Below are 21,814 nucleotides of genomic sequence, written 5' to 3'. Positions count from 1 at the left end.
GGGGGGGGGGGGGCCCCCCCCCCCCCCCCCCCCCCACCCCCGTGGGCGACAAGGTCCTGGAGGAGATCGTCGACACGGTGTTCCAGCCGCTGGTGTGCCGACCGCGGCGCGGTGCGGCCCGCGGGGGCCGTCCCCGGCCGTCGGCACCCGGGGACGGCCCCCGCGGCCGTCAGGGGCGCCAGCCGTCGGCGACGCGCCCCTGCTTGACCTGGAAGGTGCCGCTGCACGTCCCGGTGTCCGGGTCTCCCCATATCTTGATGGCGTCGGCGTCGTTCGCCCAGGTGGTGCCGTTGGGGTGGGTGTAGTTGCCGAGGTTGACGGCGGTGTTCCGCGGGATGCAGATGTACGCGTCCGGGGAAGCGCCCTGGTCGATCAGCCAGACGGAGTCGTCGTTACGGGTGTTGACGACCGCGTCCACCCGGTTCCCGCCGCCGATGATGGCCTGGTAGGTCGTGTCCTGGTAATAGCTGAAGATGCTGCCGCTCGCGTAGGAGCCGTCGTACAGACACACACGCGGGTACGAGCAGCCGTGCATGGTGTCGGCGGAGGCGGGTGAGGCACTCATGGTCACGGCACCGGTGGCAAGGGCGGTGACGGCGAGGGCGGTGGCGCCCAGGCGGGTACGTATCGCGCGGAGGGTCATGCGTGTCCCTTCAATTCGGTGAGCCGCGAAAACGCAGCGGAATTCTTCCTTCAGCAGGCACGCACTTCTTCGGTGAGCATTGCTGCTCCCCTCGTCCTTCGACAGGAATGACGGCCTCGCTCTGGACCCTAGAACCGTCACGGGCCGCGGACTTTGTCATTCGTGCAGGGAACTTTGTCCATGGTGCACAGCCAGGAATTGACGTCGTATCAGCTGGCGGACCTGCGGGTACGGCCGCCGGTGCCGTTGCGGGGGATTGACGAATCCTGTCAAAATGACGTCGGGAACCGGCCGTGCGGAGGGGTGTCTTGTGGGGGAACCGTCCGAGGTGTCGTCCGGCCTGCTTCACGACCGATACAGACGACGGCTCGCCGCATGAGCCCTGTTCTGGACACCGCGCTCATGCCGCCGCGGGACCGGGAGGAAGTGGTCCGGCACGCGGTGTGGGAGTCCGTGGTGGCGGTCGACATCGACCATCCCGTCCCGGCGGAGGACATCTCCGTCCGCATAGGGCTCGGCAGCTTCGGGCCCCTCAGGATCTGTTCGGCGCGGGCGACCTCGGTCACCGTCCGCCGGACCGAGCAACTGGCCCGGGAGGACGAGGAACCGCTCGTCTTCCTCGGCCTGCAGATGTCGGGCACCAGCCTGGTGGTGCAGAACGGCCGCGAATGCCTGCTGGGGCCGGGAGACTTCGCCGTGTACGAATCGGTCGCTCCCTACACGCTCCTCTTCGACGAGGGAGTCGACCACCACTTCTTCCGTCTCCCCCGCGCCGCGCTCGCACTTCCCGAGCGGCTGTTACGGGACGTCAGCGCGATCACTCTGGGACCCGGCAATTCCGTCGCGCGCCTCGCCTCCACCTACTTCTCCCAACTGGCCGCCGACGAAGAACTGCAGCTCGGCGTGCACGCCGAGGCCGTCGTGGAACCGAGCATCGAACTCCTCCGTGCCGTCCTGACGTCCCAGCACGGTGACTCCGCACGTGCCAGGGAGCCGCTGGAGGCGACACTGAGCCTGCGGATCACCCACTGGATCCGGGCGCACCTGGCGGACCCCGATCTGTCGGCGGCACGGATCGCCGCCGCGCACGGAATCTCCGTACGCCACCTGTACGCCGTGCTGTCCCGGTCGGGCATCAGCCTCGGGGACTGGATCCGCGCACGCCGCCTGGCCGAATGCCGGCGGGAGCTGGCCGGGCCGAACGCTCGGCTGCGGACCGTCGCGGCGACGGGACGACGGTGGGGCTTCGTGGACGCGACCCACTTCAGCAAGGTGTTCAAACGGGCCTACGGAATCTCGCCCCGGGCCTGGCGCGAGCAGAACCGCCACGACGGCCCGCGCTTCCCCGGGTGAGGGCTGCCGCCCGACCGCGGTCGGGCGGCAGCCGGAACGGACTACGGCCTCAGCACTGGCGCAGGCCGGTCGCCGGGTCCTGGCCGGTCTTCAGCGAGACAGCGGGGACGTTGCCCCAGGAGCCGTTGTCGAGCTGGGTCCAGTACCAGATGTCGTTCTGGCCCTGGTGCGGATCGCCGTGACCCCAGCACACGAACCAGTTGAACCCGGTGTTGAGCGTGCCGCGGGTGGCCGAGCGGTAGGAGCGGTCCGCGTAGCCCTTCGCGCCCACGGTGTTGCCGCAGTACAGACGGCCGTCGGAGCGGACCCCGCACTCGGCGGCGTGGGCGGTGGTGGCGGGCACGAAGAGTGCCAGCAGGGCGGTGGCGATCAGGGCGCCCAGTGTCCTGGTCATGCGTGAGGTATTCATGATCCGTCCAACGGACCGGCCGGGGCGAGGTAACGACCGGTTCCGGCCACCGGGGCGGAACGAAACCGGCCTGCTCACTCCGGGAGCAGGTTGCCCCTTCTCGACAGCAGGAACTTCTTGAAGGCCGCCACCGGCGGGGTGTCCGGGTGGCCGTCCAGCCACGCGACCCCGATCTCCCGGGCCGCCCGGGGGGCCGTGACCGTCAGTTCCACCACCCCCGGGCGGGGGACGGCCGGCGGGGGCAGGAGGGCCACTCCCAGGCCCGCCGCCACCAGGCCGCGCAGGGTCTCCGCCTCCTCGCCCTCGAAGGCGATCCGCGGGCGGAAGCCCGCCTGCCGGCACAGGTCGTCGGTGATGCGGCGCAGGCCGTAGCCGGGTTCCAGGGTCACGAATGCCTCCTCGGCGGCCTCCGCGAGGCGGATACGGCGGCGGGAGGCCAGGCGGTGGTCGGCCGGGACCACCAGACGGAGCTTCTGCTCGTCCAGGCGGCGGCCCACCAGATCGGGGGCGTCCGGGACGGGGGACGTGAGGCAGAGGTCGAGTTCGCCGGAGCGCAGGCGCTCGATCATCGCCTCGCCGTAGTTCTGGACCAGGCTGAAGCGGACGCGGGGGTGGTCGACGCGGAAGGCCCGGATCAGCGCCGGGACCGTCTCGGAGCCCATGGTGTGCAGAAAGCCGAAGGCGACCTTTCCGGTGGCGGGGTCGGCGTCGGCCCGTACCTCGTCGGCGGCCCGCTCGATCTCGGCGAGCGCCCGCTCCACGGAGCCGAGGAACGTGCGGCCGGCCGGGGTGAGGGAGACCGTGCGGCCCCGGCGGGCGAAGAGGTCCACCCCCAGGTCCTGTTCGAGGCGGACCATCGCCCGGGACAGCGTCGACTGCGGGACCTGCATCTCCTGCGCGGCCCGCGTCACATGCTCGGTGCGGGCGACCCCGGCGAAGTACGCCAGACGCGGGGCGAGCACGGCGACGATGTCTTCTGTGTCACCGGATGGTGACAGGCGACCCTCTGACCTCTGTTGATGCATCACGGGAACGATTATGACGATTCCATGCATTGGACGGATGACGGGGAGGACTTTAGGTTCGAAACATGCCTTCCGCCAGTACCGGGGCGTCCACCAGCGTGGTCGCCCCCTCCGCCGCCGCTCGCACCGAAACCGTCGCCCCCACCGAAGTGGTCCCCGTCGACACCCGGCTGACCCCGGGCGGACCCGGCTACCGCCGGATGAGCTTCGCCCTCTTCCTCGCCGGGGTCGCGACCTTCGCGCTCCTCTACTCCACCCAGGCCCTCCTCCCCCTGATCTCGCACGACTTCGGGGTCACGGCGAGCACCGCGAGCTGGACGGTGTCGGCGGCGACCGGCGCACTGGCCCTGTTCGTCCTGCCGCTGAGCGCGCTCTCCGAGCGATTCGGACGGCGTACGTTGATGACGGCGTCCCTCGCGGTCGCGGTGACCGTCGGACTGCTCGTGCCCTTCGCCCCCTCGGTCGGCTGGCTGGTCGCACTGCGGGCCGTCCAGGGCGCGGCACTGGCCGGACTGCCCGCCTCGGCGACGGCGTACCTGGCGGAGGAGGTACGGCCGAAGGCGCTGATCACCGCCATCGGCCTGTTCGTCGCGGGCAACAGCGTCGGCGGGATGAGCGGCCGGGTCATCACCGGCTGGGTCGCGCAGGAATGGGGCTGGCGGGTCGCCGTCGGGACGATCGGCGTGATCGCGGTGGGCTGCGCGGTCGCCTTCCGGCTGCTGCTCCCGGCGCCCCGGCACTTCAAGGCGGGATCGCTGCACCCCGCGGCGCTGGCCCGCACGGTCCGCGACCACCTCGCGAACCCGCTGCTGCGCAGGCTGTACGCGATCGGCGCGCTGTTCATGACGGTGTTCGGCGCCGTCTACACCGTGATCGGCTACCGCCTCACCGACGCCCCGTTCTCCCTCCCCCAGGGCCTCATCGGCTCGATCTTCCTGGTTTACCTGGTCGGTACGGTCTCGGCGTCGACCGCCGGAAAGCTGGTGGGCCGGCTCGGCAGGCGCGGCGCGCTGTACCTCGCGGGCGCCACGACGACCGCGGGTCTGCTGGTGTCCCTGGCCGACTCGATACCGCTCGTGCTGCTCGGTCTCGTGCTGATCACGGCCGGGTTCTTCGCCGGGCACGCGGTGGCGTCCTCCTCCGTCAGCCACACGGCGAAGGAGGGCCGCGCCCAGGCCTCGGCGCTGTACCAGTCCGCGTACTACCTGGGCTCCAGCGCGGGCGGCACGCTCGGCGCGGTCGCCTACCACTCCGGCGGCTGGGCCGGGACGGTCTCGCTCGACCTGCTGGCGGTCGTCGGGGTCGTCGGCATCACGGTGCTCGGGTCGCACGCGGCCCGGACGCAGCGGCGGCTGGTGGCGGTGCAGCACTGACAGACCCGGGACTCACCGGGGGCAACCGGCGCACATGTGGGTGCAGGTCAGGACAGTAACTGTCCTGACCTGCACCTTTTCCGTCTCGGGGGGCCATTGTCAGTGGGCTGCGGTAGCTTCCGGAGTGCCGGTGTCGCAATGGGGCGACGCTCGCACGGCGGACAAGGCCACAGGGGTGGGTTGGCTATGAGCGACGGTACGGCGACGGTGGAAGACCTCGATGTCCGGCTGGAGAAGCACCGGGTCGAGCTGACGGGGTACTGCTACCGGATGCTCGGCTCGTCCTTCGAGGCCGAGGACGCGGTCCAGGACACGCTGGTGCGTGCCTGGCGCAGCTACGACAAGTTCGAGGGCCGCTCCTCGATGCGTTCGTGGCTGTACCGGATCGCGACGAACGTCTGCCTGGACATGCTGACCGCCGGCAACAAACGGGCCCGGCCCATGGATCTGACGGACTCGACGCCCCTCGCGCAGGCCGCCCTGACGCCGCGCGCGGACAACACCTGGCTGGAGCCGATGCCGGACGCGCGCGTGCTGCCGACGGTCGCCGACCCGGCCGAGGCCGCCGTCGCCAAGGAGTCGGTGCGCCTCGCCTTCATGGCCGCCCTGCAGCAACTGCCGCCCAAGCAGCGGGCCGTGCTCATCCTGCGTGAGGTGCTGGCGTGGAAGGCGAGCGAGGTGGCCGAGCTGCTCGGCACGACGGTCGCCTCCGTGAACAGCGCGCTGCAGCGGGCGCGGGCGACGCTCTCGGAGAGCGGCAGCGGGAGCGCGGCGGCGCGGGCCGTCACCTCCGATCCGCTCGACGAGGAGCAGCAGAAACTGCTCGACCGCTATGTGGCCGCCTTCGAGGGGTACGACATGGCGGCGCTGACGGCCCTCCTGCACGAGGACGCCGTGATGACGATGCCGCCGTTCGACCTGTGGCTGACCGGGCCCTCGGACATCACGGGCTTCATGACGACGCTCGGCGCGGCCTGCGCGGACTCCCATCTGGTCCCGGTCGCGGTGAACGGACTGCCGGGCTTCGCCCAGTACAAGCCGGATCCCGAGACGGGCGGCCGGACGGCGTGGGCCGTGCAGGTCCTGGAGATATCAGAGGGGCGGATCACGGGATTCCACTGCTTCCTCGACACGCAGCGGTGGTTCCCGCTGTTCGGGCTGCCGCTCCACCTCGAAGGGCAGGGCGACGAGGGCGAGCAGCGCCCGTAGGGCCGGGTCCGGGGCGCGGAGTCTGAGGCGGCCTCCGGCGCGGCGGGCCGCGAGCTGCATCCTTGCCAGGGCGTCGACGGTCGTCAGGCCTGGTGGGCCCAGGTCTTGGACGTCGCAGACGACGACGCGGGCCGTGGTGTCCTGCAGCCGTGTGCGCACGGCTTCGCAGAGCCTCGGCACGTCGTCCTTGGTGACGGGGCCGGGCAGTACGAGTACGGGGGGTGTCGTGGCGTCCACGTGCGGTAGACCGTGACGGGGCGCGGAACTCATCGCTTGAGCGTTGCGACCTGCGGTCGGCTGGGCTGTTGTCGGGTGCGGGCCGGTGGGGGTTGCTCGCGCCGTTCCCCTCGCCCCTGAAAAGCCGGTTGATCGTCGGCTGACGGCCGGTGGGGGTGACCCGCGCCGTTCCCCGCGCCCCTGAAGAGCCGGTCGATCGTCGGCTGGCGGCCGGTGGGGGTGATCCGCGCCGTTCCCCGCGCCCCTGAAAGACGGGCCCCACAGCCGGTGGGGGCTCCCCCCGGCCCTAGGGTTGGGTGTATGACCCATGAATCACCGGGCCCGCTGGAGGTGCCGTGCAGGGGGTGCTGAACGGGTTCGCCGTCATCGCCGTCGTCATCGCGGTCGGGTATCTGATCGGGCGTCGCGGGTATCTCGGTGACAACGGGCGGGAGGTGCTGACCAAGCTCGCGTTCCACGTCGCCACGCCCGCGCTGCTCTTCACCACCCTCGCGCGGGCCGACCTGTCGGTGATCCTGTCGAACCGGCTGCTGGTGACGGCGGTCAGCACGTTCGCGGTGGCCGGGGTCTTCGTCGCGGTCGGTGCCGTACGCCGCTGGGGCGTGGGCCGGACGACGATCGGCGCGCTCTGCTCCAGTTACGTCAACGCGGGCAATCTCGGTATCCCGATCGCCGTGTACGTCCTCGGGGACGCCTCACTCGTCGCGCCGGTCCTGCTGTTCCAGCAGATCGTGATGACGCCGGTCGCGCTGACGGTCCTCGATCTGTCGGGCGCGGGCGAGAAGCAGCCACTGTGGCGGCAGGTCACCGCTCCCCTGCGCAACCCCGTCGGGATCGGCTCACTGGCCGGAGTGGCGGTCTCGGCGACGGGGCTGACCGTCCCGGGGCCCGTCATGGACCCGCTGACCCTGATCGGCAACATGTCCGTACCGGCCGTGCTGCTCGCCTTCGGCATCTCCCTGTGCGGCAGCACGATGCCGGGCCGCGGCGCGGATCGGGCGCCCGTACTGCTCTCCGTGGCCCTGAAGTCCGTGGGCCAGCCCCTGGCGGCCTGGGCCCTGGCGGCGGGGGTCTTCGGCCTGCGGGGCGAGCCGCTGCTGGACGTGGTCGTCACCTCGGCCCTGCCGGCCGCCCAGAACCTCTTCACCTACGCCTCGCGCTACCGCGTGGGCGAGGTCCTGGCCCGCGAGTCGATCCTGCTGTCGACGATGCTGGCGGTACCGGTGCTGGTGGTGATCGCGGCACTGCTGGGGTGATGTCCCCCGGACCGTCGCCCCGGAATCGCGGAACGGGACCGGTGGTCGCCCGCCGGTCCCGTTCCGCGATCCGCTTCACCCGCCTCAGGCGATACGTTCCCGCACCACCGGTGTCGGGGTGAACGGCGTGCCGGGGGGTGCCACATCGTACGCGTCCGTCACCGCTTCCAGGGCGTAGGCGAAGCGTTCCGGGGTGTCCGTGTGGAGGGTGAGGAGTGGTTGGCCCTCCGTCACCGTGTCGCCGGGCCTGGCGTGGAGTTCGACGCCCGCGGCGGCCTGTACCGGGTCCTCCTTGCGGGCGCGGCCCGCGCCCAGGCGCCAGGCGGCGACGCCGATGTCGTACGCGTCGAGGCGGGTCAGGACGCCCGAGGCCGAGGCCTTGACGACGTGCTGTTCGCGGGACGTGGGGAGCGGGGCGTCCGGGTCGCCGCCCTGGGCCGCGATCATGCGGCGCCACGCGTCCATCGCCGAGCCGTCGGCCAGCGCCTTCGCCGGGTCGGCGTCCTTGATCCCCGCCGCGTCCAGCATCTCGCAGGCCAGGGCGAGGGTGAGTTCCACGACGTCGGACGGGCCGCCGCCGGCCAGGACCTCGACCGACTCGCGGACCTCAAGGGCGTTGCCGGAGGTCAGGCCGAGCGGGGTGGACATGTCGGTGAGGAGCGCGACGGTCCGTACGCCGTGGTCCGTGCCGAGGCCGACCATCGTGGACGCCAGTTCGCGGGCGTCCTCGATCGTCTTCATGAAGGCGCCGGTGCCGACCTTCACGTCCAGGACGAGTGAGCCCGTACCCTCCGCGATCTTCTTCGACATGATCGAGGAGGCGATCAGCGGGATCGCCTCGACCGTGCCGGTCACGTCGCGCAGGGCGTAGAGCTTCTTGTCCGCCGGGGCCAGGCCGTCGCCCGCCGCGCAGATCACCGCGCCGACCGAGTCCAGGACGGAGAGCATCTCGTCGTTCGAGAGCGCGGCGCGCCAGCCCGGGATCGACTCCAGCTTGTCGAGCGTGCCGCCGGTGTGGCCGAGGCCCCGGCCGGACAGCTGCGGGACGGCCGCGCCGCAGGCCGCCACGAGCGGGGCCAGCGGGAGCGTGATCTTGTCGCCGACGCCGCCCGTGGAGTGCTTGTCGGCCGTCGGGCGGGACAGGGACGAGAAGTCCATGCGCTCGCCGGAGGCGATCATCGCGGCGGTCCAGGTGGCGATCTCCCGGCGGTTCATGCCGTTGAGCAGGATCGCCATGTTGAGGGCGGCCATCTGGTAGTCGGCGACCTCACCGCGCGTGTACGCGTCGATGACCCAGTCGATCTGTCCGTCGCTCAGCTCGCCGCGGTCCCGCTTGGTGCGGATCACGGAGATGGCGTCCATCGACAACGCGGTCATGGCTTCCCTTCGGTAGTGCGGTGGTGCAAGCAGTGCGGCGGCGGCCCCGGAGTCCACCGGGGCCGCCCGTGAATTACCTGGTGAGGTGGTCCGGGCCGAAGGCCTGCGGGAGCATCTCGGAGAGCGGGAGGAGACCGTCCGGGGTCTCCAGGACGAGGTCGGGGCCGCCGAACTCGTACAGGAGCTGGCGGCAGCGGCCGCACGGGACGAGGATCTCGCCGTGGCCGTCCACGCACGTGAAGTGCGTGAGCCGGCCTCCCCCGGTGTTCTGGAGCTGCGAGACCAGCCCGCATTCGGCGCAGAGGCCGAGTCCGTACGAGGCGTTCTCCACGTTGCATCCGGAGATCACCCGGCCGTCGTCGACCAGGGCCGCGACGCCGACCGGGTAGCCCGAGTAGGGGGCGTACGCCCGGGACATCGCCTCGCGCGCCACCTCCCGCAGGGCTTCCCAGTCGACGGGCGTGGACGCGGTCTCGGCAGTCGTCACTTGCCCTGCCCTCGCCGGTACGGCATGCCGTCCGCCTTCGGCATCCGCAGGCGCTGCGCGGAGAGCGCGAGGACGAGGAGCGTGACGACGTACGGGGTGGCGGTGACGACCTGGTTCGGGACCTCGTTGGTCGTGGTGTACCAGAGGAAGACCAGGACGCCGATGAGCGTGGTGACCGCCGCGTGCACGTACCGCTTCTTCCAGACGAAGTAGGCCGCGCCGATGATCAGGAGCAGGGCCAGCAGGAGGAGCAGCGCGTGGACGTTGGTGCCGCCGCCGCGGAGCTTGAGGCTGTCGGTGTAGCCGAACAGGCCGGCGCCCAGCGCGAGTCCGCCCGGCATCCAGTTGCCGAAGATCATCGCGGCGAGGCCGATGTAGCCGCGCCCGCCGGTCTGGCCCTCCAGGTAGATGTTGGAGGCGACCAGGGAGAGGAACGCGCCGCCGAGTCCGGCGAAGCCGCCGGAGATGACGACGGCCAGGTACTTGTACTTGTAGACGTTGACGCCGAGCGACTCGGCGGCCACCGGGTTCTCGCCGCAGGAGCGCAGGCGCAGCCCGAAGGAGGTGCGCCACAGCACCCACCAGGTGACCGGGACGAGCAGGACGGCGATCACGGTGAGCGGCGAGAGGTCGGTGAAGAGGCCGCCGACGAGACCGGCGAGGTCCGAGACCAGGAACCAGTGCTTGCCGTTCAGGGTCTGCAGCCAGTCCGAAAGACCTGGGATGTCGAAGGTGCCGAGCGAGTCGACGGGCGGCGACTGCTTCGACGTACCGCCCTCCTCGCCCTCGAAGGCGAAGGTCGACAGATAGCGGGTGGCGCCGAGGGCCAGGATGTTGATGGCCACACCGGAGACGATGTGGTTGACGTTGAAGGTGACGGTGACGACCGCGTGCAGCAGGCCGCCGAGGGCGCCGCCGATGATGCCGAAGGCGACACCGGTCCACGGGCCCCACTGGAAGCCGGCCCAGGCACCGAACCAGGTGCCGAGGATCATCATGCCTTCGAGGCCGATGTTGACGACGCCCGCGCGCTCGGCCCACAGTCCGCCGAGTCCGGCGAGGCCGATCGGTACGGCCAGGCGCAGCGCGGTGGACATCTGGCCGGTGGAGGTGATGCCGTTCGCGTCGGTGACGAGGCGGACGACGGAGACGAGGACCAGCAGGCCCGCGACGAGCAGGAGCAGGACCGGGAGCGAGATACGGCGGCGGCCCCGGGCGGGCTTCGGCGCCTGCGGCTTGGCGACGGTCGAGGTGCTCATCGGGCAGCCACCTCCTTCTTGGAGTTGTCGTTGGCGGCTGCGGCGGCGGCCAGTTCGGCGCCGACTCGGCGCTGCTGGCGGCGCAGGCCCCAGACGCGTACGGCCTCGTAGGAGACGACGACCGCGATCACGATGAGACCCTGCATGATCACCGCGATCTCCTTGTCGTACGCCACCGGGGTCGCGTAGTCGAGGGCGGGCGAGGCCTTGTCGAGGAAGGCGACCAGCAGGGCGGCGAAGGCGATGCCGACCGGGTTGTTGCGGCCGAGCAGCGCGATGGTGATGCCGGTGAAGCCGAGGCCCGTCGGGAAGGACAGGCTGTAGGTGTGGGCGTCGCCGAGGAGGATCGGCAGGCCCGCGAGGCCCGCCATGCCGCCGGAGATCAGCATCGCGGTGAGGACCATGCGCTTGGCGTCCACGCCGGAGGCGGCGGCAGCGGTCTCGGAGGCGCCGGTGGCACGCAGGTCGAAGCCGAAGCGGGTGCGGTTGAGGACCAGCCAGTACAGGACACCGGCGAGTACGGCGATCAGGGTGAAGCCGTAGATCTCGCCCGCGTCGCCCATGTCGAAGCCGGGGAACCAGCCCGACTCCTTCATCACGCCGGTGGTCTGGTTGTTGCCGAGCGGCTGGCCCCAGACCTCGGTGAGGGTGAGGTAGCCGATGAGGCTGGTGGCGATGGCGTTGAGCATGATCGTCGCGACGACCTCGCTCACTCCGCGGGTCACCTTGAGGACACCCGCGATGCCGGCCCAGAAGGCGCCGGTGAGCACGGCGATCAGCATCAGGAACGGGATCTGCAGGGCGGCGGGCAGCGAGACGTGCGCGCCGACGACCGCGGTCATCATGGCGGCGAGGCGGTACTGGCCGTCGACGCCGATGTTGAAGAGGTTCATGCGGAAGCCGACGGCGACCGCGAGGGCGGCGAGGTAGTAGACGCCGGCCTGGTTGATGATCAGGACCTGGACGTCGGCGAAACCGGCCTGCTCGAACATCAGGGTGTACGGCTCGATCGGGCTCTTGCCCGAGGCGAGCAGCACGAACGAGGTCAGCACCACGGCCGCCACGAGCGCGATGACCGGTCCGGCCACCGCGAGGAGCACTCGCTCCTTGTCGAACTTCTTCATCGGGCCTCGTCCTCCGGGGCTTCCACTGCCTGCGCTGGGTGCTCTTCGCTCGCTGCCTGCTCCACGTGCTCCAGGTGACCGGAGGCGGCGCCCGTCATGGCCGAACCCAGCTCCTCCGGAGTGATGGTCGCCGGGTCGGCGTCCGCGACGAGCCGGCCGTTGTAGATCACCCGGAGGGTGTCGGAGAGGCCGATCAGCTCGTCCAGGTCGGCGGAGATCAGCAGCACCGCCAGGCCCTCACGGCGGGCCTCGCGGATCTGGTCCCAGATCGCGGCCTGCGCGCCGACGTCCACACCGCGGGTGGGGTGGGCGGCGATCAGGAAGCGCGGCTTGTGGCTCATCTCGCGGCCGACGATCAGCTTCTGCTGGTTGCCGCCGGACAGGGAGGCCGCCGTGACGTCGATGCCGGGCGTCCGGACGTCGTACTCCTCGACGATGCGGCGGGTGTCGGCCTGGGCGCCCTTGATGTCGAGCCACATACCGCGTGTGCCCCGCGTGTTGGGCTTCTCGGTGACGTGGCCCAGGATGCGGTTCTCCCACAGCGGGGCTTCGAGGAGCAGGCCGTGCCGGTGGCGGTCCTCGGGGATGTAGCCGACGCCCTGCTCGCGGCGCTTGCGGGTGGGCCAGGAGGTCATCTCCTCGCCGATGAAGCGGATGGTGCCCGAGTCGGCGTTCTTGAGGCCGATCAGGGCGTCGACCAGTTCGGTCTGGCCGTTGCCCTCGACCCCGGCGATGCCCATGACCTCACCGGCGTGGATGGTGAAGGTGACGTCGTCCAGGACGCGCTTGGCGTCGCCGCCGGCCGCGTCGCCCGCGAGGGATCCGGCGGCCGGGGTGTCTCCGACGGTGCCGGTCTCGCCGAGCGAGGCGCCGCCCGCGGCGTACACGGTGAGGCCCTCGACCTGGATGACGGGCTTGTCGGTGACCGTCGACTCGGCGGTCTCGGGGGTGGGCAGTTCGCTGCCGACCATCATCTCGGCGAGCTGCCGGGAGGTGGTCTCGGCGGGAACGGCCGTGCCGACCGTGGTGCCGCGGCGGATGACAGTGATCTCGTCGGCGACCGACAGGACCTCGCCCAGCTTGTGGGAGATGAAGATGACGGACAGGCCCTCGGCCTTCAGCTCGCGGAGGTTGTCGAAGAGCGCGTCGACCTCCTGCGGCACGAGGACGGCGGTGGGCTCGTCGAGGATCAGGATGCGGGCGCCGCGGTAGAGGACCTTGAGGATCTCCACGCGCTGGCGGTCGGCGACACCGAGGTCCTCGACGAGGGCGTCCGGGCGGACCCCGAGGCCGTACCGCTCGGAGATCTCCCTGATCTTGTCTCGGGCGCCGCCGCCGATCCCGTACAGCTTCTCGCTGCCGAGGACGACGTTCTCCAGGACGGTGAGGTAGTCGGCCAGCATGAAGTGCTGGTGGACCATGCCGATGCCGCGCGCGATGGCGTCGGCGGGGCTGGCGAAGGTGACCTGGTCGCCGTCGACCGCGATGGTGCCCTCGTCCGGCTTCTGCATGCCGTAGAGGATCTTCATCAGGGTGGACTTGCCTGCCCCGTTCTCGCCGACGAGGGCGTGCACGGTGCCCTTGCGGACGGACAGGTGGATGTCGTGGTTGGCGACGACACCGGGGAAGCGCTTGGTGATCCCCGCGAGTTCGACCGACACGGGCGACTGCGACGGGGACGGTGACTGTGCGGCGAGCGGCGGGCTGCTGGACGCGTCGATGGCGTACTCCTTGGAAAAGGGGCCGATCTACGCGCGTAGCGCCCCTGCTTCGACTACTACTGCGGAGTCGGATGTTCCGGGCACATCCAGGCATATCCATGCCTCCCGGACAGACCCGGGTCATCCGCCGCGCGAACGGGGCGCGGGAAGGCCATCCTTCCCACACCCCGTTTTCGCGACCGTAACGCTGCCATTACAGCGCCCGATTGACCATGGTTACCGCGGACGGTTACTACGAGGTCTTGACCTTGATGGTGCCGTCGTTGATGCCCGTGGTGGCCTTCTCCAGGGCCGCCTGCAGCTTGGCGTTGCCCTTGAAGTCGGGGTTCGAGTCCGCGAGGCCGACACCACCGGTCTTGAGGGAGGCACGCACGACACCCGTCTCGGGCTTGCCGTCCTGGACCGACTTGGCGAGGTTGTAGACCGCGCCCGCGACGTCCTTGGTGGCCGAGGTGAGGATGAACTGCTTGTACGCCTTGAGGGCGTCCTGGCTGTACTGGTCGGAGTCGACGCCGATCGCCCACACCTTGGCGGCGGAGGCGGCCTCGATGACGCCCTGACCGGACAGGCCCGCGGCGTGGTAGACCACGTCGGCGCCGTCCTCGATCTGGCCCTCGGCGGCCGTCTTGCCCTTGTCGGGGCTGGCGAAGCCGCCGTCCTCGGCCTTCTCGGTGAGGAACTGCGAGACGACCTTGACCTTCGGGTTCGTGTCCGCGACGCCCTGTTTGTAGCCCGCCTCGAACTTGTGGATCAGCGGGATGTCCACGCCACCGACGAAGCCGACGGTGTTGGACTTGGTGGTGAGGGCCGCGGTGACGCCCGCGAGGTACGAGGACTGCTCCTCGTGGAAGACCATGTCGGCGACGTTCTTCTTGTCGATCGTCTCGTCGTCGACGATGCCGAACGTGATCTTCGGGAACTTGGCGGCGACCTCGGCGACGGCCGGCGCGTAGGCGTAGCCCACGCCGACGACCGGGTTGTAGCCCGCCTTGGCCAGCGTCTGCAGGCGCTGCACCTTGTCGGCGTCGGACTCGCCGTCGGTGGGCTCGACGGCCTTGGAGCCGTACTTGAACTCCGCGGCGGCCTTCTCCATTCCGGCGGTCGCGGCGTCGTTGAAGGACTGGTCGCCCTTGCCGCCGACGTCGTACGCGAGGGCGATGCCCTTGCTCTTGCCGTCGCCGCTGTCAGCGGCGTCGTTGGACGTGCCGCCGCAAGCAGCGAGGGCGGCGGTGAGGGTAGCGGTCGCAACGCCCGCGACAGCGATTCGGGACACCCGGCGCATGGAACGTGACTCCTTTGTGCAAGCGCCCATACCAGGCGCTGGTTCCGCCGCAGCGTAACGCGCGTAGACCAGACGGAAAACCCCTTCTGTCCGGTCCGTTATCGAGCTGTGGCCACAGATGCCGTACAGACTACGGAACGTGGTACACCCCTTGCGGGAGGCAAGGGGTGTACGTGTCCCTCAGCGGGGGCGGGGTGGTGGGGGCGCATGGTCGGCTGCGGCCCGGTGGGGGCCGTTCGCGCAGTTCCCCGCGCCCCTCCGGAGCGGGGCTACGCCCCGACCCCGGCCACCGGCCGTCGACCGACGACGCACGCCCGCCACCCCAAGGGGCGCGAGGAACTGCGCGGCCGACCCCCACCGGCCGTCAGCCGACCATGCCACCGTCGCCAGGGCAGGGGCGCAGCCCGGCCCTGAAGGGGCGCGGGGAACTGCGCGGCCCACCCCCGCCGGGCCGCAGGCGGGAGCGCACCCCACAGGTCAGGACGTCAGTCGGTCTTGACCGTGACCGTGCCGCTCACGATGTCCTCCTTCGCCTTCTCCACCGCCTCGACGACGTCCGTCATCTCCTTGTACTTCGGGTTGGAGTCCGCGAAGCCCACCCCGCCCGACTTCAGGTCACCCCGGTGCTCACCGGACAGCGGCTTCCCGTCCACGACGGACTTCGTGACCTCGTACACCGCGCCGCCGACGTCCTTGAGCGCGGAGCCGAGGATCCAGTCCTTCGACGCGGCGAGCGCCTTCTGCTGGTACTGGTCCGAGTCGACCCCGATCGCCCAGACCTTCTGCGCCGCGGCCTCCTGGATGACGCCCTGGCCGGACAGGCCGGCCGCGTGGTAGATCACGTCGGCGCCGGCCTCGACCTGCCCGCTGGCGGCCTCCTTGCCCATGCTCGGGTTGGAGAACCCGCCGTCCTCGGGCTTCTCGGTGAGGTACCGCTTCTCGATCTCGATCTTCGGGTCGACCGACTTGACCCCCTGGACGAAGCCGTCCTCAAACTTGTGGATGAGCGGGATGTCGACCCCGCCGATGAAGCCCACGTGGTCCTTCTTCGTGGCCTTGGCGGCGGCGACACCGGCCAGGTAGGAGGCCTGCTCCTCGGCGAACACCATGTCGGCGACGTTCTTCGCCTGCACCTGGGCGTCGTCGATGACGGCGAAGGTGATCTTCGGGTACTTGGCGGCGACCTCCTTGACCGCCGGGGCGTAGATGTAGCCGACGCCGACGATGGGGTTGTAGCCGGCCTTGGCCATCTGGGTCAGCCGCTGCACCTTGTCGGCGTCCGACTCGCCGTCGCTCGGCTCGATGTCGTTCCCGCCGATCTTGAATTCCTTGCGGGCCTTCTCGTACCCGGCGTACGCGGCGTCGTTGAAGGACTGGTCTCCACGGCCGCCGATGTCGTAGGCGAGCCCGATGCCCTTGCCCTTGTAGCCGGAGCCTGAGCCGGACTCGGTGTCGCTGCCCGAGGAGTCGCTGCTGGTCTCACCGCAGCCGGCGGCCGCGACGACGACGACCGCGACGGCGACAGCGGCTTGAGAAAGCCTGGTTCTCCGAGAAATCCGACGCATGAGAGAGCACCCCTTACATTCCCCAACGGCGCCGTTGCCGACGCTGACTGCGGCGCACAGTAACGCGCGTAGAAGGGGAGGGGAACGGGGTTCTTCACTGCCGTTATCGATTCGTGCCGACGGCCCGTTACGAACGCCCGCCGCCGGTTACGTACGAGTGACACAAGGGGACGAAGGGGTGCCGAACGGGGCACCCCTTCGTCCGTGGATCACCGGCTGCCCGGCGTCGCCTCGTCAGCCGCGGGCGTGCAGCAGGGCGGCGGCGGTGAACATCTCGACGCCCACCGTGATGGCCGACTCGTCGGCGTCGAAGTCCCCCTGGTGCAGGTCCCGCACGGTGCGCTCGCCCGGCGTGCGCACCCCGAGCCGGGCCATGGCGCCGGGCACGTGCTCCAGGTACCAGGAGAAGTCCTCCCCGCCGAGGCTCTGCTCGGTGTCCTCCACGGAGTTCGCCCCGAGCCGGGCGGTCATCGCCGCGCGCAGCAGATCGGTGGCGCCCGGCTCGTTGACGACCGGCGGCACCCCGCGTACGTAGCTGATCTCGGACTTCGCCCGGTGGAGCGTGGCGACCTCGTCGATCGCGGCGTGCACCAGGTCGGGGGCGGCGTGCCAGGCGGCGAGGTCCAGGCACCGTACGGTCCCGGAGAGTTCGGCGTGCTGCGGGATCACGTTGCAGGCGTGCCCCGACTCGATGCGCCCCCAGGTCAGGGAGAGTCCGGAGCGGGCGTCGACCCGCCGGGCGACGACGGCCGGCACGTCGACGGCGACCCGGGCGGCGGCGGTGACCAGGTCGGTGGTGAGGTGCGGCCGGGCGGTGTGTCCGCCGGGTCCGTCCAGGGAGACCTCGACCCGGTCGCAGGCGGAGGTGATGGGCCCGTACCGCAGGCCGATGCGCCCGGCGTCGACCCGCGGGTCGCAGTGGACGGCGACGATGCGGCCGACGCCGTCGAGGCCGCCGCTCTTGATGACGTCGGGGGCGCCGCCGGGCAGTACTTCCTCGGCGGGCTGGAAGATCAGGCGTACGGCCCGGTCGAGCAGGCCCCGCTCGTGGAGGTCGGCGAGGACGAGGGCGGCGCCCAGGACGACGGTCGTGTGCACGTCGTGTCCGCAGGCGTGGGCGCGGTCGGGCACGGTCGAGCGGTAGGCGCAGCCGCTCTTCATGTCCGGGATGGGCAGGCCGTCGATGTCGGCGCGCAGGGCGAGCATCGGAAGTGCGGGGTCCGGTACGCCGATGTCGCAGATGAGCCCGGTTCCGGTGTCGAGCACGCGGGGCCGCAGACCGGCCCGTTCCAGCCGCTCCTTGATCGCGGCGGTGGTGCGGAACTCCTGGTTTCCCAGCTCGGGGTGCATGTGCAAGTCGCGGCGGAACGCGACGAGTTCGGCGCGGAGCGCCTCCGACAGCACGCCGGGAAGCGCTGCCCCCTCGGACAACTCCTCCCCGATCGACGCTTCCCCGGACGAATCGGCCTCGGACTCTTGCGACATCAGTTGGTTCACCCTCTGAAGGGTAGGGCGACGCGACGACCGACTGCCCTGAGATCAACAAAACTTCAACGCGTTCGGGACAGGAAATCTAGCCGCGTGGCGCATACAGATTGACTGGCTTGGGTACACTCGCCCGGCTTTCTGGACCGGCGGCTCCCACGCCTGCCCAGGCGGATACCGGATCCGGCCTTCCTTGTGGGAAAACCTCCGAGCGGCGACGCCCATTCCCGGGTCCCCGGAAACAGGCTCTCTACGCATACCACGCATACGGGCACCTGATCGGTTCCGTTCAGCTGCCGGACACCCTGCCGGACAGCACCACGGCAGGGCTCCGCCGCCCGTCCCCTCAGGTGGCCGTGATCGTCGACAGCCGGTGGGCGTCGCGGGCCGTGTCGGTGACGCCCGAGAGGAAGCCCTGGGCCCGGGGTGAGGCGTTCTCCGTGAGCCAGGACGGGTCGATGTCGAAGACGGCGACCTTGACGTCCGTGCCGGCCAGTGCGAGCGGCAGGGTGTGGACCACGGTGGAGGGGAAGCTGAGGATCATGCGGCCGATGGGGCCCCGGCGGGCGATCAGTTCCAGCGGGAGGTCCGGGCGGACGATCTCCAGGCCGGTCTCGACGGCCAGCCGGTGCAGCTTCTCGGGGCTCTCCCTGCGGTGGGCGAAGTAACGGGTGGCCCCGTAGGTGCCGGCCAGCCCCTTCACCGCTTCGACATAGCGGTCGGGGTCGACGACCCCGGTCTCCACCAGGGACGTGCCGACCAGGTCGGCGCCCTTCGTGATGCGGGGCGGGCCGAAGCGGGCCCGGGTCCACGCGAAGTCGTTGGCCGAGACGTCGACGCCCTCGGGCGTCTCGTCGATCGGCATGGAGGAGAAGATCTCCACCCGGCGTCCGGCGCCGGGGGTGAGCCGGCGGCGGGCCCGGGCCGAGACCGGTGCGAAGACCAGGTCCCGGGCCCCGGGGCGCCCGCCGCGCCGGTGCCAGCGCACCAGCCGTTCACCGCGCGCCAGTTGGGAGACGAACTCCATGGTCGCGGTCCCGTCGTCCACGACGACGAGGTCGCGGGCGCGGGTGATGGTCAGCAGCAGCTGCACGTACCGCGAGAAGGGGTCGCCCATCACGATGCGCCGTGCGCGCCGCAGCAGCGGCGCGAGTCCGCCGACCGTGTGGAAGGGCGCGGTCGTGCCGCCCCGCGCCTCCTCCCACCGCACGTCGTACCCCTCGTCCCTGGCCAGCTCGGCCATGCGTCTGAGCTGCCCGCGGGTCATCGGGTCGGTGGGCGACAGGACGACGAGGGTGAGGCCGGTACCGGCCTCTCCCGGCCTTGCGTCCTCAGTCCTGCCGGGCCCGCCGGGCCTGCCCGAACCGCCGGGCCTGCCGGAGCGCCCGAACCTGCCCGTTCCGCCGGGCCGGCCGGCTCCCAGTTCCGGACCCGGGGGTCCGGAGGTCTCGCCGGTGCTCCTGAGGGCCGCCGCCTTCAGGGCGTGCGCGTGCGCCCACTCCAGGACGTTCAGGAGCTGCACCGGGCTTTCCACGAAAGCCAGCGTGGCGGGTGACTGGGGGCCGGTGGACCCGGCACGGGGACTCATCGACGTACGACCGTCGCTTCCCTGGAATCGGAAGGGGTGGGAGTGACGAAGGGTGGGGAGTGGATCAGACGGCGACGGGCTCGCCCGCGGCGGCGGCGATCTCGGCCTCGGCGACGACGCCCGAGACGCGGCGCAGCTTCTTCATCGGGCCCAGCTCGGACTCGTAGACCTTCTTGACGCCGTCGCCGAGGGAGGCCTCGATGGTGCGGATGTCGCGCACCAGGCGGGTCAGGCCCTGCGGCTCGACGGAGGCGGCCTGGTCGGAGCCCCACATCGCGCGGTCGAGGGTGATGTGACGCTCGACGAAGGTGGCGCCGAGGGCGACCGCGGCGAGCGTGGTCTGCAGGCCCGTCTCGTGACCGGAGTAGCCGATCGGGACGTTCGGGTACTCGGCCTGGAGGGTGTTGATGACGCGGAGGTTGAGCTCCTCGGCCTGCGCCGGGTAGGTCGACGTGGCGTGGCACATCAGGATGTTGTCGCTGCCGAGGACCTCGACCGCGTGGCGGATCTGCTTCGGCGTCGACATGCCGGTGGAGAGGATGACCGTGCGGCCGGTGGCGCGCAGCGAGCGCAGCAGCTCGTCGTCGGTCAGGGAGGCGGAGGCGACCTTGTGGGCCGGGACGTCGAACTTCTCCAGGAAGGCGACGGCCTCGGTGTCCCACGGGGAGGCGAACCAGGCGATGTTCTTCGACTTGGAGTACTCGTCGATCTGGCGGTACTCGTCCTCGCCGAACTCCACGCGGTGGCGGTAGTCGATGTAGGTCATCCGGCCCCAGGGGGTGTCGCGCTCGATGTCCCACTGGTCGCGCGGGGTGCAGATCTCCGGGGTGCGCTTCTGGAACTTCACGGCGTCGCAGCCGGCTTCGGCGGCGGCGTCGATCAGCTTGAACGCGTTCTCCAGGTCGCCGTTGTGGTTGATGCCGATCTCACCGACGACGTAGACGGGGTGGCCGGGTCCTGCGGTCTTGGAACCGAAGGTGCGCAGACGGGAGTTGGAGCTCATGGTGGAGACGTTCCTTACTTGTCGAGGGAATCGAGAGAGGGGCCGAGGATCCAGCTGGCGATCTCCCGGATCGCGCCGTCGCCACCGGGGACGGTGGTGACCGCGCGTGCGGCGCCGCGTACGACGTCGTGGGCGCTCGCGACCGCCACGGGCCAGCCGACGAGGGCGAAGCACGGGAGGTCGTTGACGTCGTTGCCGACGTAGAGCACGCGCTCGGGCGCGATGCCCTGTTCCTCGCACCACTGCTTCAGTGCGAGGTCTTTCCGGTCGATGCCGTGCAGCACGGGGATCTTGAGCTTCCGTGCGCGGGCGGCGACGACCGGGTTCTGTTCCGTGGAAAGGATCAGCATCGACAGGCCGCTCCTGCGGAGGGCCGCGATACCGAGTCCGTCACCGCGGTGCACGGAGACGAACTCCTTTCCGTCGGAGTCGATCAGCACCCTGTCGTCGGTCTGGGTGCCGTCGAAGTCGAGGACGACCGCGTCGATGTCGGCGGCGGTCGGGAGCGTGCCGGGCCGGTTCGCGTCGAAGAGCGGCGCGAGGGCCCGGGCGCGGGCGAGGTCGTGCGGGTCGTCGATCTCCAGGACCCGCGCGGGGTCGGTGCGGACCAGTTCCGTCCGGCCGAAGAAGCGGTGCTTGTGCTCGCGCAGGCCAGCCGCGTTCATGGCGTAGGCGGCGCCGGTCTCCAGGAGGTCCTGGGGGCGGTCCTGGCGGCGCGGGCGGAAGGACTTGTCGTGGTTGACGCCGTAACCGCCGTCGGTGGCCGTGGCGTTGGCGAGGGCGGTGGCGCCGCCGACGGACCGGGTGCGCTCGGTGTCTACCGGCGCCGGGTCGTCGTCGGCGTCCCGCCACACGAACCCGTGGAAGGGCGCCACGGTCAGCGCGGTGTCCGCGCCGTTCTCCACGACCGCGCCGGCCACTCCGTCGATGTCCTCGCGGACGATGAAGGGGCTGGTGCACTGCACGAGGAGTACGGCGTCGACGGCGGAGCCGTGCAGGGCCTCGTGGGCGTCCATGGCGTGCAGGACGGCCGCCTCGGAGGTCGCCGTGTCACCGGCGATGGCGGCGGGCCGCAGCACGACCTCGGCGCCCGCCTCACGGGCGGCGGAGGCGATCGCCTGGTCGTCGGTGGAGACCACGACGTCCGTCACCAGCCGGGCCGCACGGCACTCGCGCACCGCACGGGCGACCAGCGGCACACCGCCGACGGGGAGGAGGTTCTTGGAGGGGACACCCTTGGAGCCGCCCCGCGCCGGAATCACCGCGAGCACACGGGGCACCGACTTCAGCCGTCCCGCTTCCGAGTTGGTCATTCGCTGTACTCCTTGGTTGGCAGTCGCGTGGAAGGGGCCCGCCGTACGGCGCCCCCGAAGGGGCGCGGGGAACGGCGCGCCCAGCCACGACGAACCCGCAGGTTC

General features: G+C 70.8%; 19 protein-coding genes. 4 read left to right on the top strand and 15 right to left on the bottom strand.

Annotated elements, in window-relative coordinates; all coding sequences use genetic code 11:
* Positions 1–169: 169 nt before the first annotated feature.
* On the bottom strand, positions 170–643 hold the full coding sequence (locus ACZ60E_RS38185; RefSeq protein ID WP_469446531.1) for a hypothetical protein: 474 nt from the start codon (positions 641–643) through the stop codon (positions 170–172).
* Positions 644–1,018: 375 nt separating this feature from the next.
* On the opposite strand from ACZ60E_RS38185, the gene ACZ60E_RS38180 reads away from it, so the two are divergent.
* The gene (locus tag ACZ60E_RS38180; protein ID WP_453791999.1) at positions 1,019–1,996 is read left to right on the top strand and encodes an AraC-like ligand-binding domain-containing protein; all 978 of its coding nucleotides are present in this window, start codon (positions 1,019–1,021) and stop codon (positions 1,994–1,996) included.
* Between the two features lie 49 nt (positions 1,997–2,045).
* On the opposite strand, the gene ACZ60E_RS38175 is transcribed toward ACZ60E_RS38180, so the two are convergent.
* Both ACZ60E_RS38175 and ACZ60E_RS38170 read right to left on the bottom strand, forming a co-directional pair.
* Entirely contained in the window at positions 2,046–2,390 is a 345-nt protein-coding gene (locus ACZ60E_RS38175; protein WP_384800139.1) for a hypothetical protein, read from the bottom strand.
* An 89-nt stretch (positions 2,391–2,479) separates the two neighbouring features.
* Positions 2,480–3,433 carry a LysR family transcriptional regulator gene (locus ACZ60E_RS38170; protein ID WP_384800142.1) on the bottom strand — a complete coding sequence of 318 codons (954 nt, stop codon included), beginning with the start codon at positions 3,431–3,433 and terminating at the stop codon, positions 2,480–2,482.
* Positions 3,434–3,495: 62 nt separating this feature from the next.
* Between ACZ60E_RS38170 and ACZ60E_RS38165 the strand changes: the two genes are divergently transcribed.
* Together ACZ60E_RS38165 and ACZ60E_RS38160 are read left to right on the top strand one after the other, a co-directional pair.
* Positions 3,496–4,803 carry an MFS transporter gene (locus ACZ60E_RS38165; RefSeq protein ID WP_469446528.1) on the top strand — a complete coding sequence of 436 codons (1,308 nt, stop codon included), beginning with the start codon at positions 3,496–3,498 and terminating at the stop codon, positions 4,801–4,803.
* A gap of 186 nt (positions 4,804–4,989) precedes the next feature.
* Positions 4,990–6,012: a sigma-70 family RNA polymerase sigma factor gene (locus ACZ60E_RS38160; RefSeq protein WP_384800148.1), complete on the top strand. Its 1,023-nt coding sequence runs from the start codon at positions 4,990–4,992 to the stop codon at positions 6,010–6,012.
* Here ACZ60E_RS38160 and ACZ60E_RS38155 read toward each other — a convergent pair.
* The gene (locus tag ACZ60E_RS38155; RefSeq protein WP_469446526.1) at positions 5,896–6,282 is read right to left on the bottom strand and encodes an STAS domain-containing protein; all 387 of its coding nucleotides are present in this window, start codon (positions 6,280–6,282) and stop codon (positions 5,896–5,898) included. The two genes, ACZ60E_RS38160 and ACZ60E_RS38155, sit on opposite strands and share 117 nt — an antisense overlap.
* 302 nt (positions 6,283–6,584) lie before the next feature.
* Between ACZ60E_RS38155 and ACZ60E_RS38150 the strand changes: the two genes are divergently transcribed.
* Positions 6,585–7,505: an AEC family transporter gene (locus tag ACZ60E_RS38150; protein WP_384800154.1), complete on the top strand. Its 921-nt coding sequence runs from the start codon at positions 6,585–6,587 to the stop codon at positions 7,503–7,505.
* Between the two features lie 84 nt (positions 7,506–7,589).
* Here the strand turns inward: ACZ60E_RS38150 and ACZ60E_RS38145 are convergent, their stop codons facing one another.
* From ACZ60E_RS38145 to ACZ60E_RS38095, 11 genes are all read right to left on the bottom strand, one after another.
* Positions 7,590–8,867 carry a thymidine phosphorylase gene (locus ACZ60E_RS38145; protein WP_384800465.1) on the bottom strand — a complete coding sequence of 426 codons (1,278 nt, stop codon included), beginning with the start codon at positions 8,865–8,867 and terminating at the stop codon, positions 7,590–7,592.
* 88 nt (positions 8,868–8,955) lie between these two features.
* On the bottom strand, positions 8,956–9,369 hold the full coding sequence (locus ACZ60E_RS38140; RefSeq protein WP_384800157.1) for a cytidine deaminase: 414 nt from the start codon (positions 9,367–9,369) through the stop codon (positions 8,956–8,958).
* Positions 9,366–10,628: an ABC transporter permease gene (locus ACZ60E_RS38135; protein WP_469446523.1), complete on the bottom strand. Its 1,263-nt coding sequence runs from the start codon at positions 10,626–10,628 to the stop codon at positions 9,366–9,368. Before ACZ60E_RS38135 ends, ACZ60E_RS38140 begins: the two co-directional genes overlap by 4 nt.
* Positions 10,625–11,752 carry an ABC transporter permease gene (locus ACZ60E_RS38130; RefSeq protein WP_384800163.1) on the bottom strand — a complete coding sequence of 376 codons (1,128 nt, stop codon included), beginning with the start codon at positions 11,750–11,752 and terminating at the stop codon, positions 10,625–10,627. The genes ACZ60E_RS38135 and ACZ60E_RS38130 overlap by 4 nt, the downstream gene beginning before the upstream one ends.
* Positions 11,749–13,413, bottom strand: a complete 1,665-nt coding sequence (locus ACZ60E_RS38125; RefSeq protein WP_453791995.1) for an ABC transporter ATP-binding protein — start codon at positions 13,411–13,413, stop codon at positions 11,749–11,751. Before ACZ60E_RS38125 ends, ACZ60E_RS38130 begins: the two co-directional genes overlap by 4 nt.
* A gap of 292 nt (positions 13,414–13,705) precedes the next feature.
* On the bottom strand, positions 13,706–14,755 hold the full coding sequence (locus ACZ60E_RS38120) for a BMP family lipoprotein (RefSeq protein WP_384800170.1): 1,050 nt from the start codon (positions 14,753–14,755) through the stop codon (positions 13,706–13,708).
* 485 nt (positions 14,756–15,240) lie between these two features.
* The gene (locus tag ACZ60E_RS38115) at positions 15,241–16,320 is read right to left on the bottom strand and encodes a BMP family lipoprotein (protein ID WP_469446520.1); all 1,080 of its coding nucleotides are present in this window, start codon (positions 16,318–16,320) and stop codon (positions 15,241–15,243) included.
* Between the two features lie 234 nt (positions 16,321–16,554).
* Positions 16,555–17,805, bottom strand: coding sequence for an amidohydrolase (locus ACZ60E_RS38110; RefSeq protein WP_453791993.1), 1,251 nt, complete (start codon positions 17,803–17,805; stop codon positions 16,555–16,557).
* 346 nt (positions 17,806–18,151) lie between these two features.
* The gene (locus tag ACZ60E_RS38105; RefSeq protein WP_469446518.1) at positions 18,152–19,393 is read right to left on the bottom strand and encodes a hypothetical protein; all 1,242 of its coding nucleotides are present in this window, start codon (positions 19,391–19,393) and stop codon (positions 18,152–18,154) included.
* A gap of 64 nt (positions 19,394–19,457) precedes the next feature.
* A complete protein-coding gene (locus ACZ60E_RS38100; RefSeq protein ID WP_107015790.1) occupies positions 19,458–20,396 on the bottom strand; it encodes an N-acetylneuraminate synthase family protein in 939 nt (312 codons plus the stop codon).
* A 14-nt stretch (positions 20,397–20,410) separates the two neighbouring features.
* The gene (locus tag ACZ60E_RS38095) at positions 20,411–21,709 is read right to left on the bottom strand and encodes a cytidylyltransferase domain-containing protein (protein WP_469446516.1); all 1,299 of its coding nucleotides are present in this window, start codon (positions 21,707–21,709) and stop codon (positions 20,411–20,413) included.
* Positions 21,710–21,814 lie beyond the last annotated feature (105 nt).

This window comes from Streptomyces sp. NPDC102514 (assembly GCF_055584525.1).
This window is presented reverse-complemented; position numbering and strand designations above follow the sequence as displayed.

What these genes read in the sequence shown, in the direction of transcription:
- ACZ60E_RS38135 (WP_469446523.1), bottom strand. Translation starts at nt 10,628, where the DNA reads ATGAGCACCTCGACCGTCGCCAAGCCGCAGGCGCCGAAGCCCGCCCGG.
- ACZ60E_RS38105 (WP_469446518.1), bottom strand. Translation starts at nt 19,393, where the DNA reads ATGAGTCCCCGTGCCGGGTCCACCGGCCCCCAGTCACCCGCCACGCTG.
- ACZ60E_RS38095 (WP_469446516.1), bottom strand. Translation starts at nt 21,709, where the DNA reads ATGACCAACTCGGAAGCGGGACGGCTGAAGTCGGTGCCCCGTGTGCTC.
- ACZ60E_RS38120 (WP_384800170.1), bottom strand. Translation starts at nt 14,755, where the DNA reads ATGCGCCGGGTGTCCCGAATCGCTGTCGCGGGCGTTGCGACCGCTACC.
- ACZ60E_RS38180 (WP_453791999.1), top strand. Translation starts at nt 1,019, where the DNA reads ATGAGCCCTGTTCTGGACACCGCGCTCATGCCGCCGCGGGACCGGGAG.
- ACZ60E_RS38100 (WP_107015790.1), bottom strand. Translation starts at nt 20,396, where the DNA reads ATGAGCTCCAACTCCCGTCTGCGCACCTTCGGTTCCAAGACCGCAGGA.
- ACZ60E_RS38160 (WP_384800148.1), top strand. Translation starts at nt 4,990, where the DNA reads ATGAGCGACGGTACGGCGACGGTGGAAGACCTCGATGTCCGGCTGGAG.
- ACZ60E_RS38130 (WP_384800163.1), bottom strand. Translation starts at nt 11,752, where the DNA reads ATGAAGAAGTTCGACAAGGAGCGAGTGCTCCTCGCGGTGGCCGGACCG.
- ACZ60E_RS38155 (WP_469446526.1), bottom strand. Translation starts at nt 6,282, where the DNA reads ATGAGTTCCGCGCCCCGTCACGGTCTACCGCACGTGGACGCCACGACA.
- ACZ60E_RS38175 (WP_384800139.1), bottom strand. Translation starts at nt 2,390, where the DNA reads ATGACCAGGACACTGGGCGCCCTGATCGCCACCGCCCTGCTGGCACTC.
- ACZ60E_RS38145 (WP_384800465.1), bottom strand. Translation starts at nt 8,867, where the DNA reads ATGGACGCCATCTCCGTGATCCGCACCAAGCGGGACCGCGGCGAGCTG.
- ACZ60E_RS38185 (WP_469446531.1), bottom strand. Translation starts at nt 643, where the DNA reads ATGACCCTCCGCGCGATACGTACCCGCCTGGGCGCCACCGCCCTCGCC.
- ACZ60E_RS38165 (WP_469446528.1), top strand. Translation starts at nt 3,496, where the DNA reads ATGCCTTCCGCCAGTACCGGGGCGTCCACCAGCGTGGTCGCCCCCTCC.
- ACZ60E_RS38115 (WP_469446520.1), bottom strand. Translation starts at nt 16,320, where the DNA reads ATGCGTCGGATTTCTCGGAGAACCAGGCTTTCTCAAGCCGCTGTCGCC.
- ACZ60E_RS38110 (WP_453791993.1), bottom strand. Translation starts at nt 17,805, where the DNA reads ATGTCGCAAGAGTCCGAGGCCGATTCGTCCGGGGAAGCGTCGATCGGG.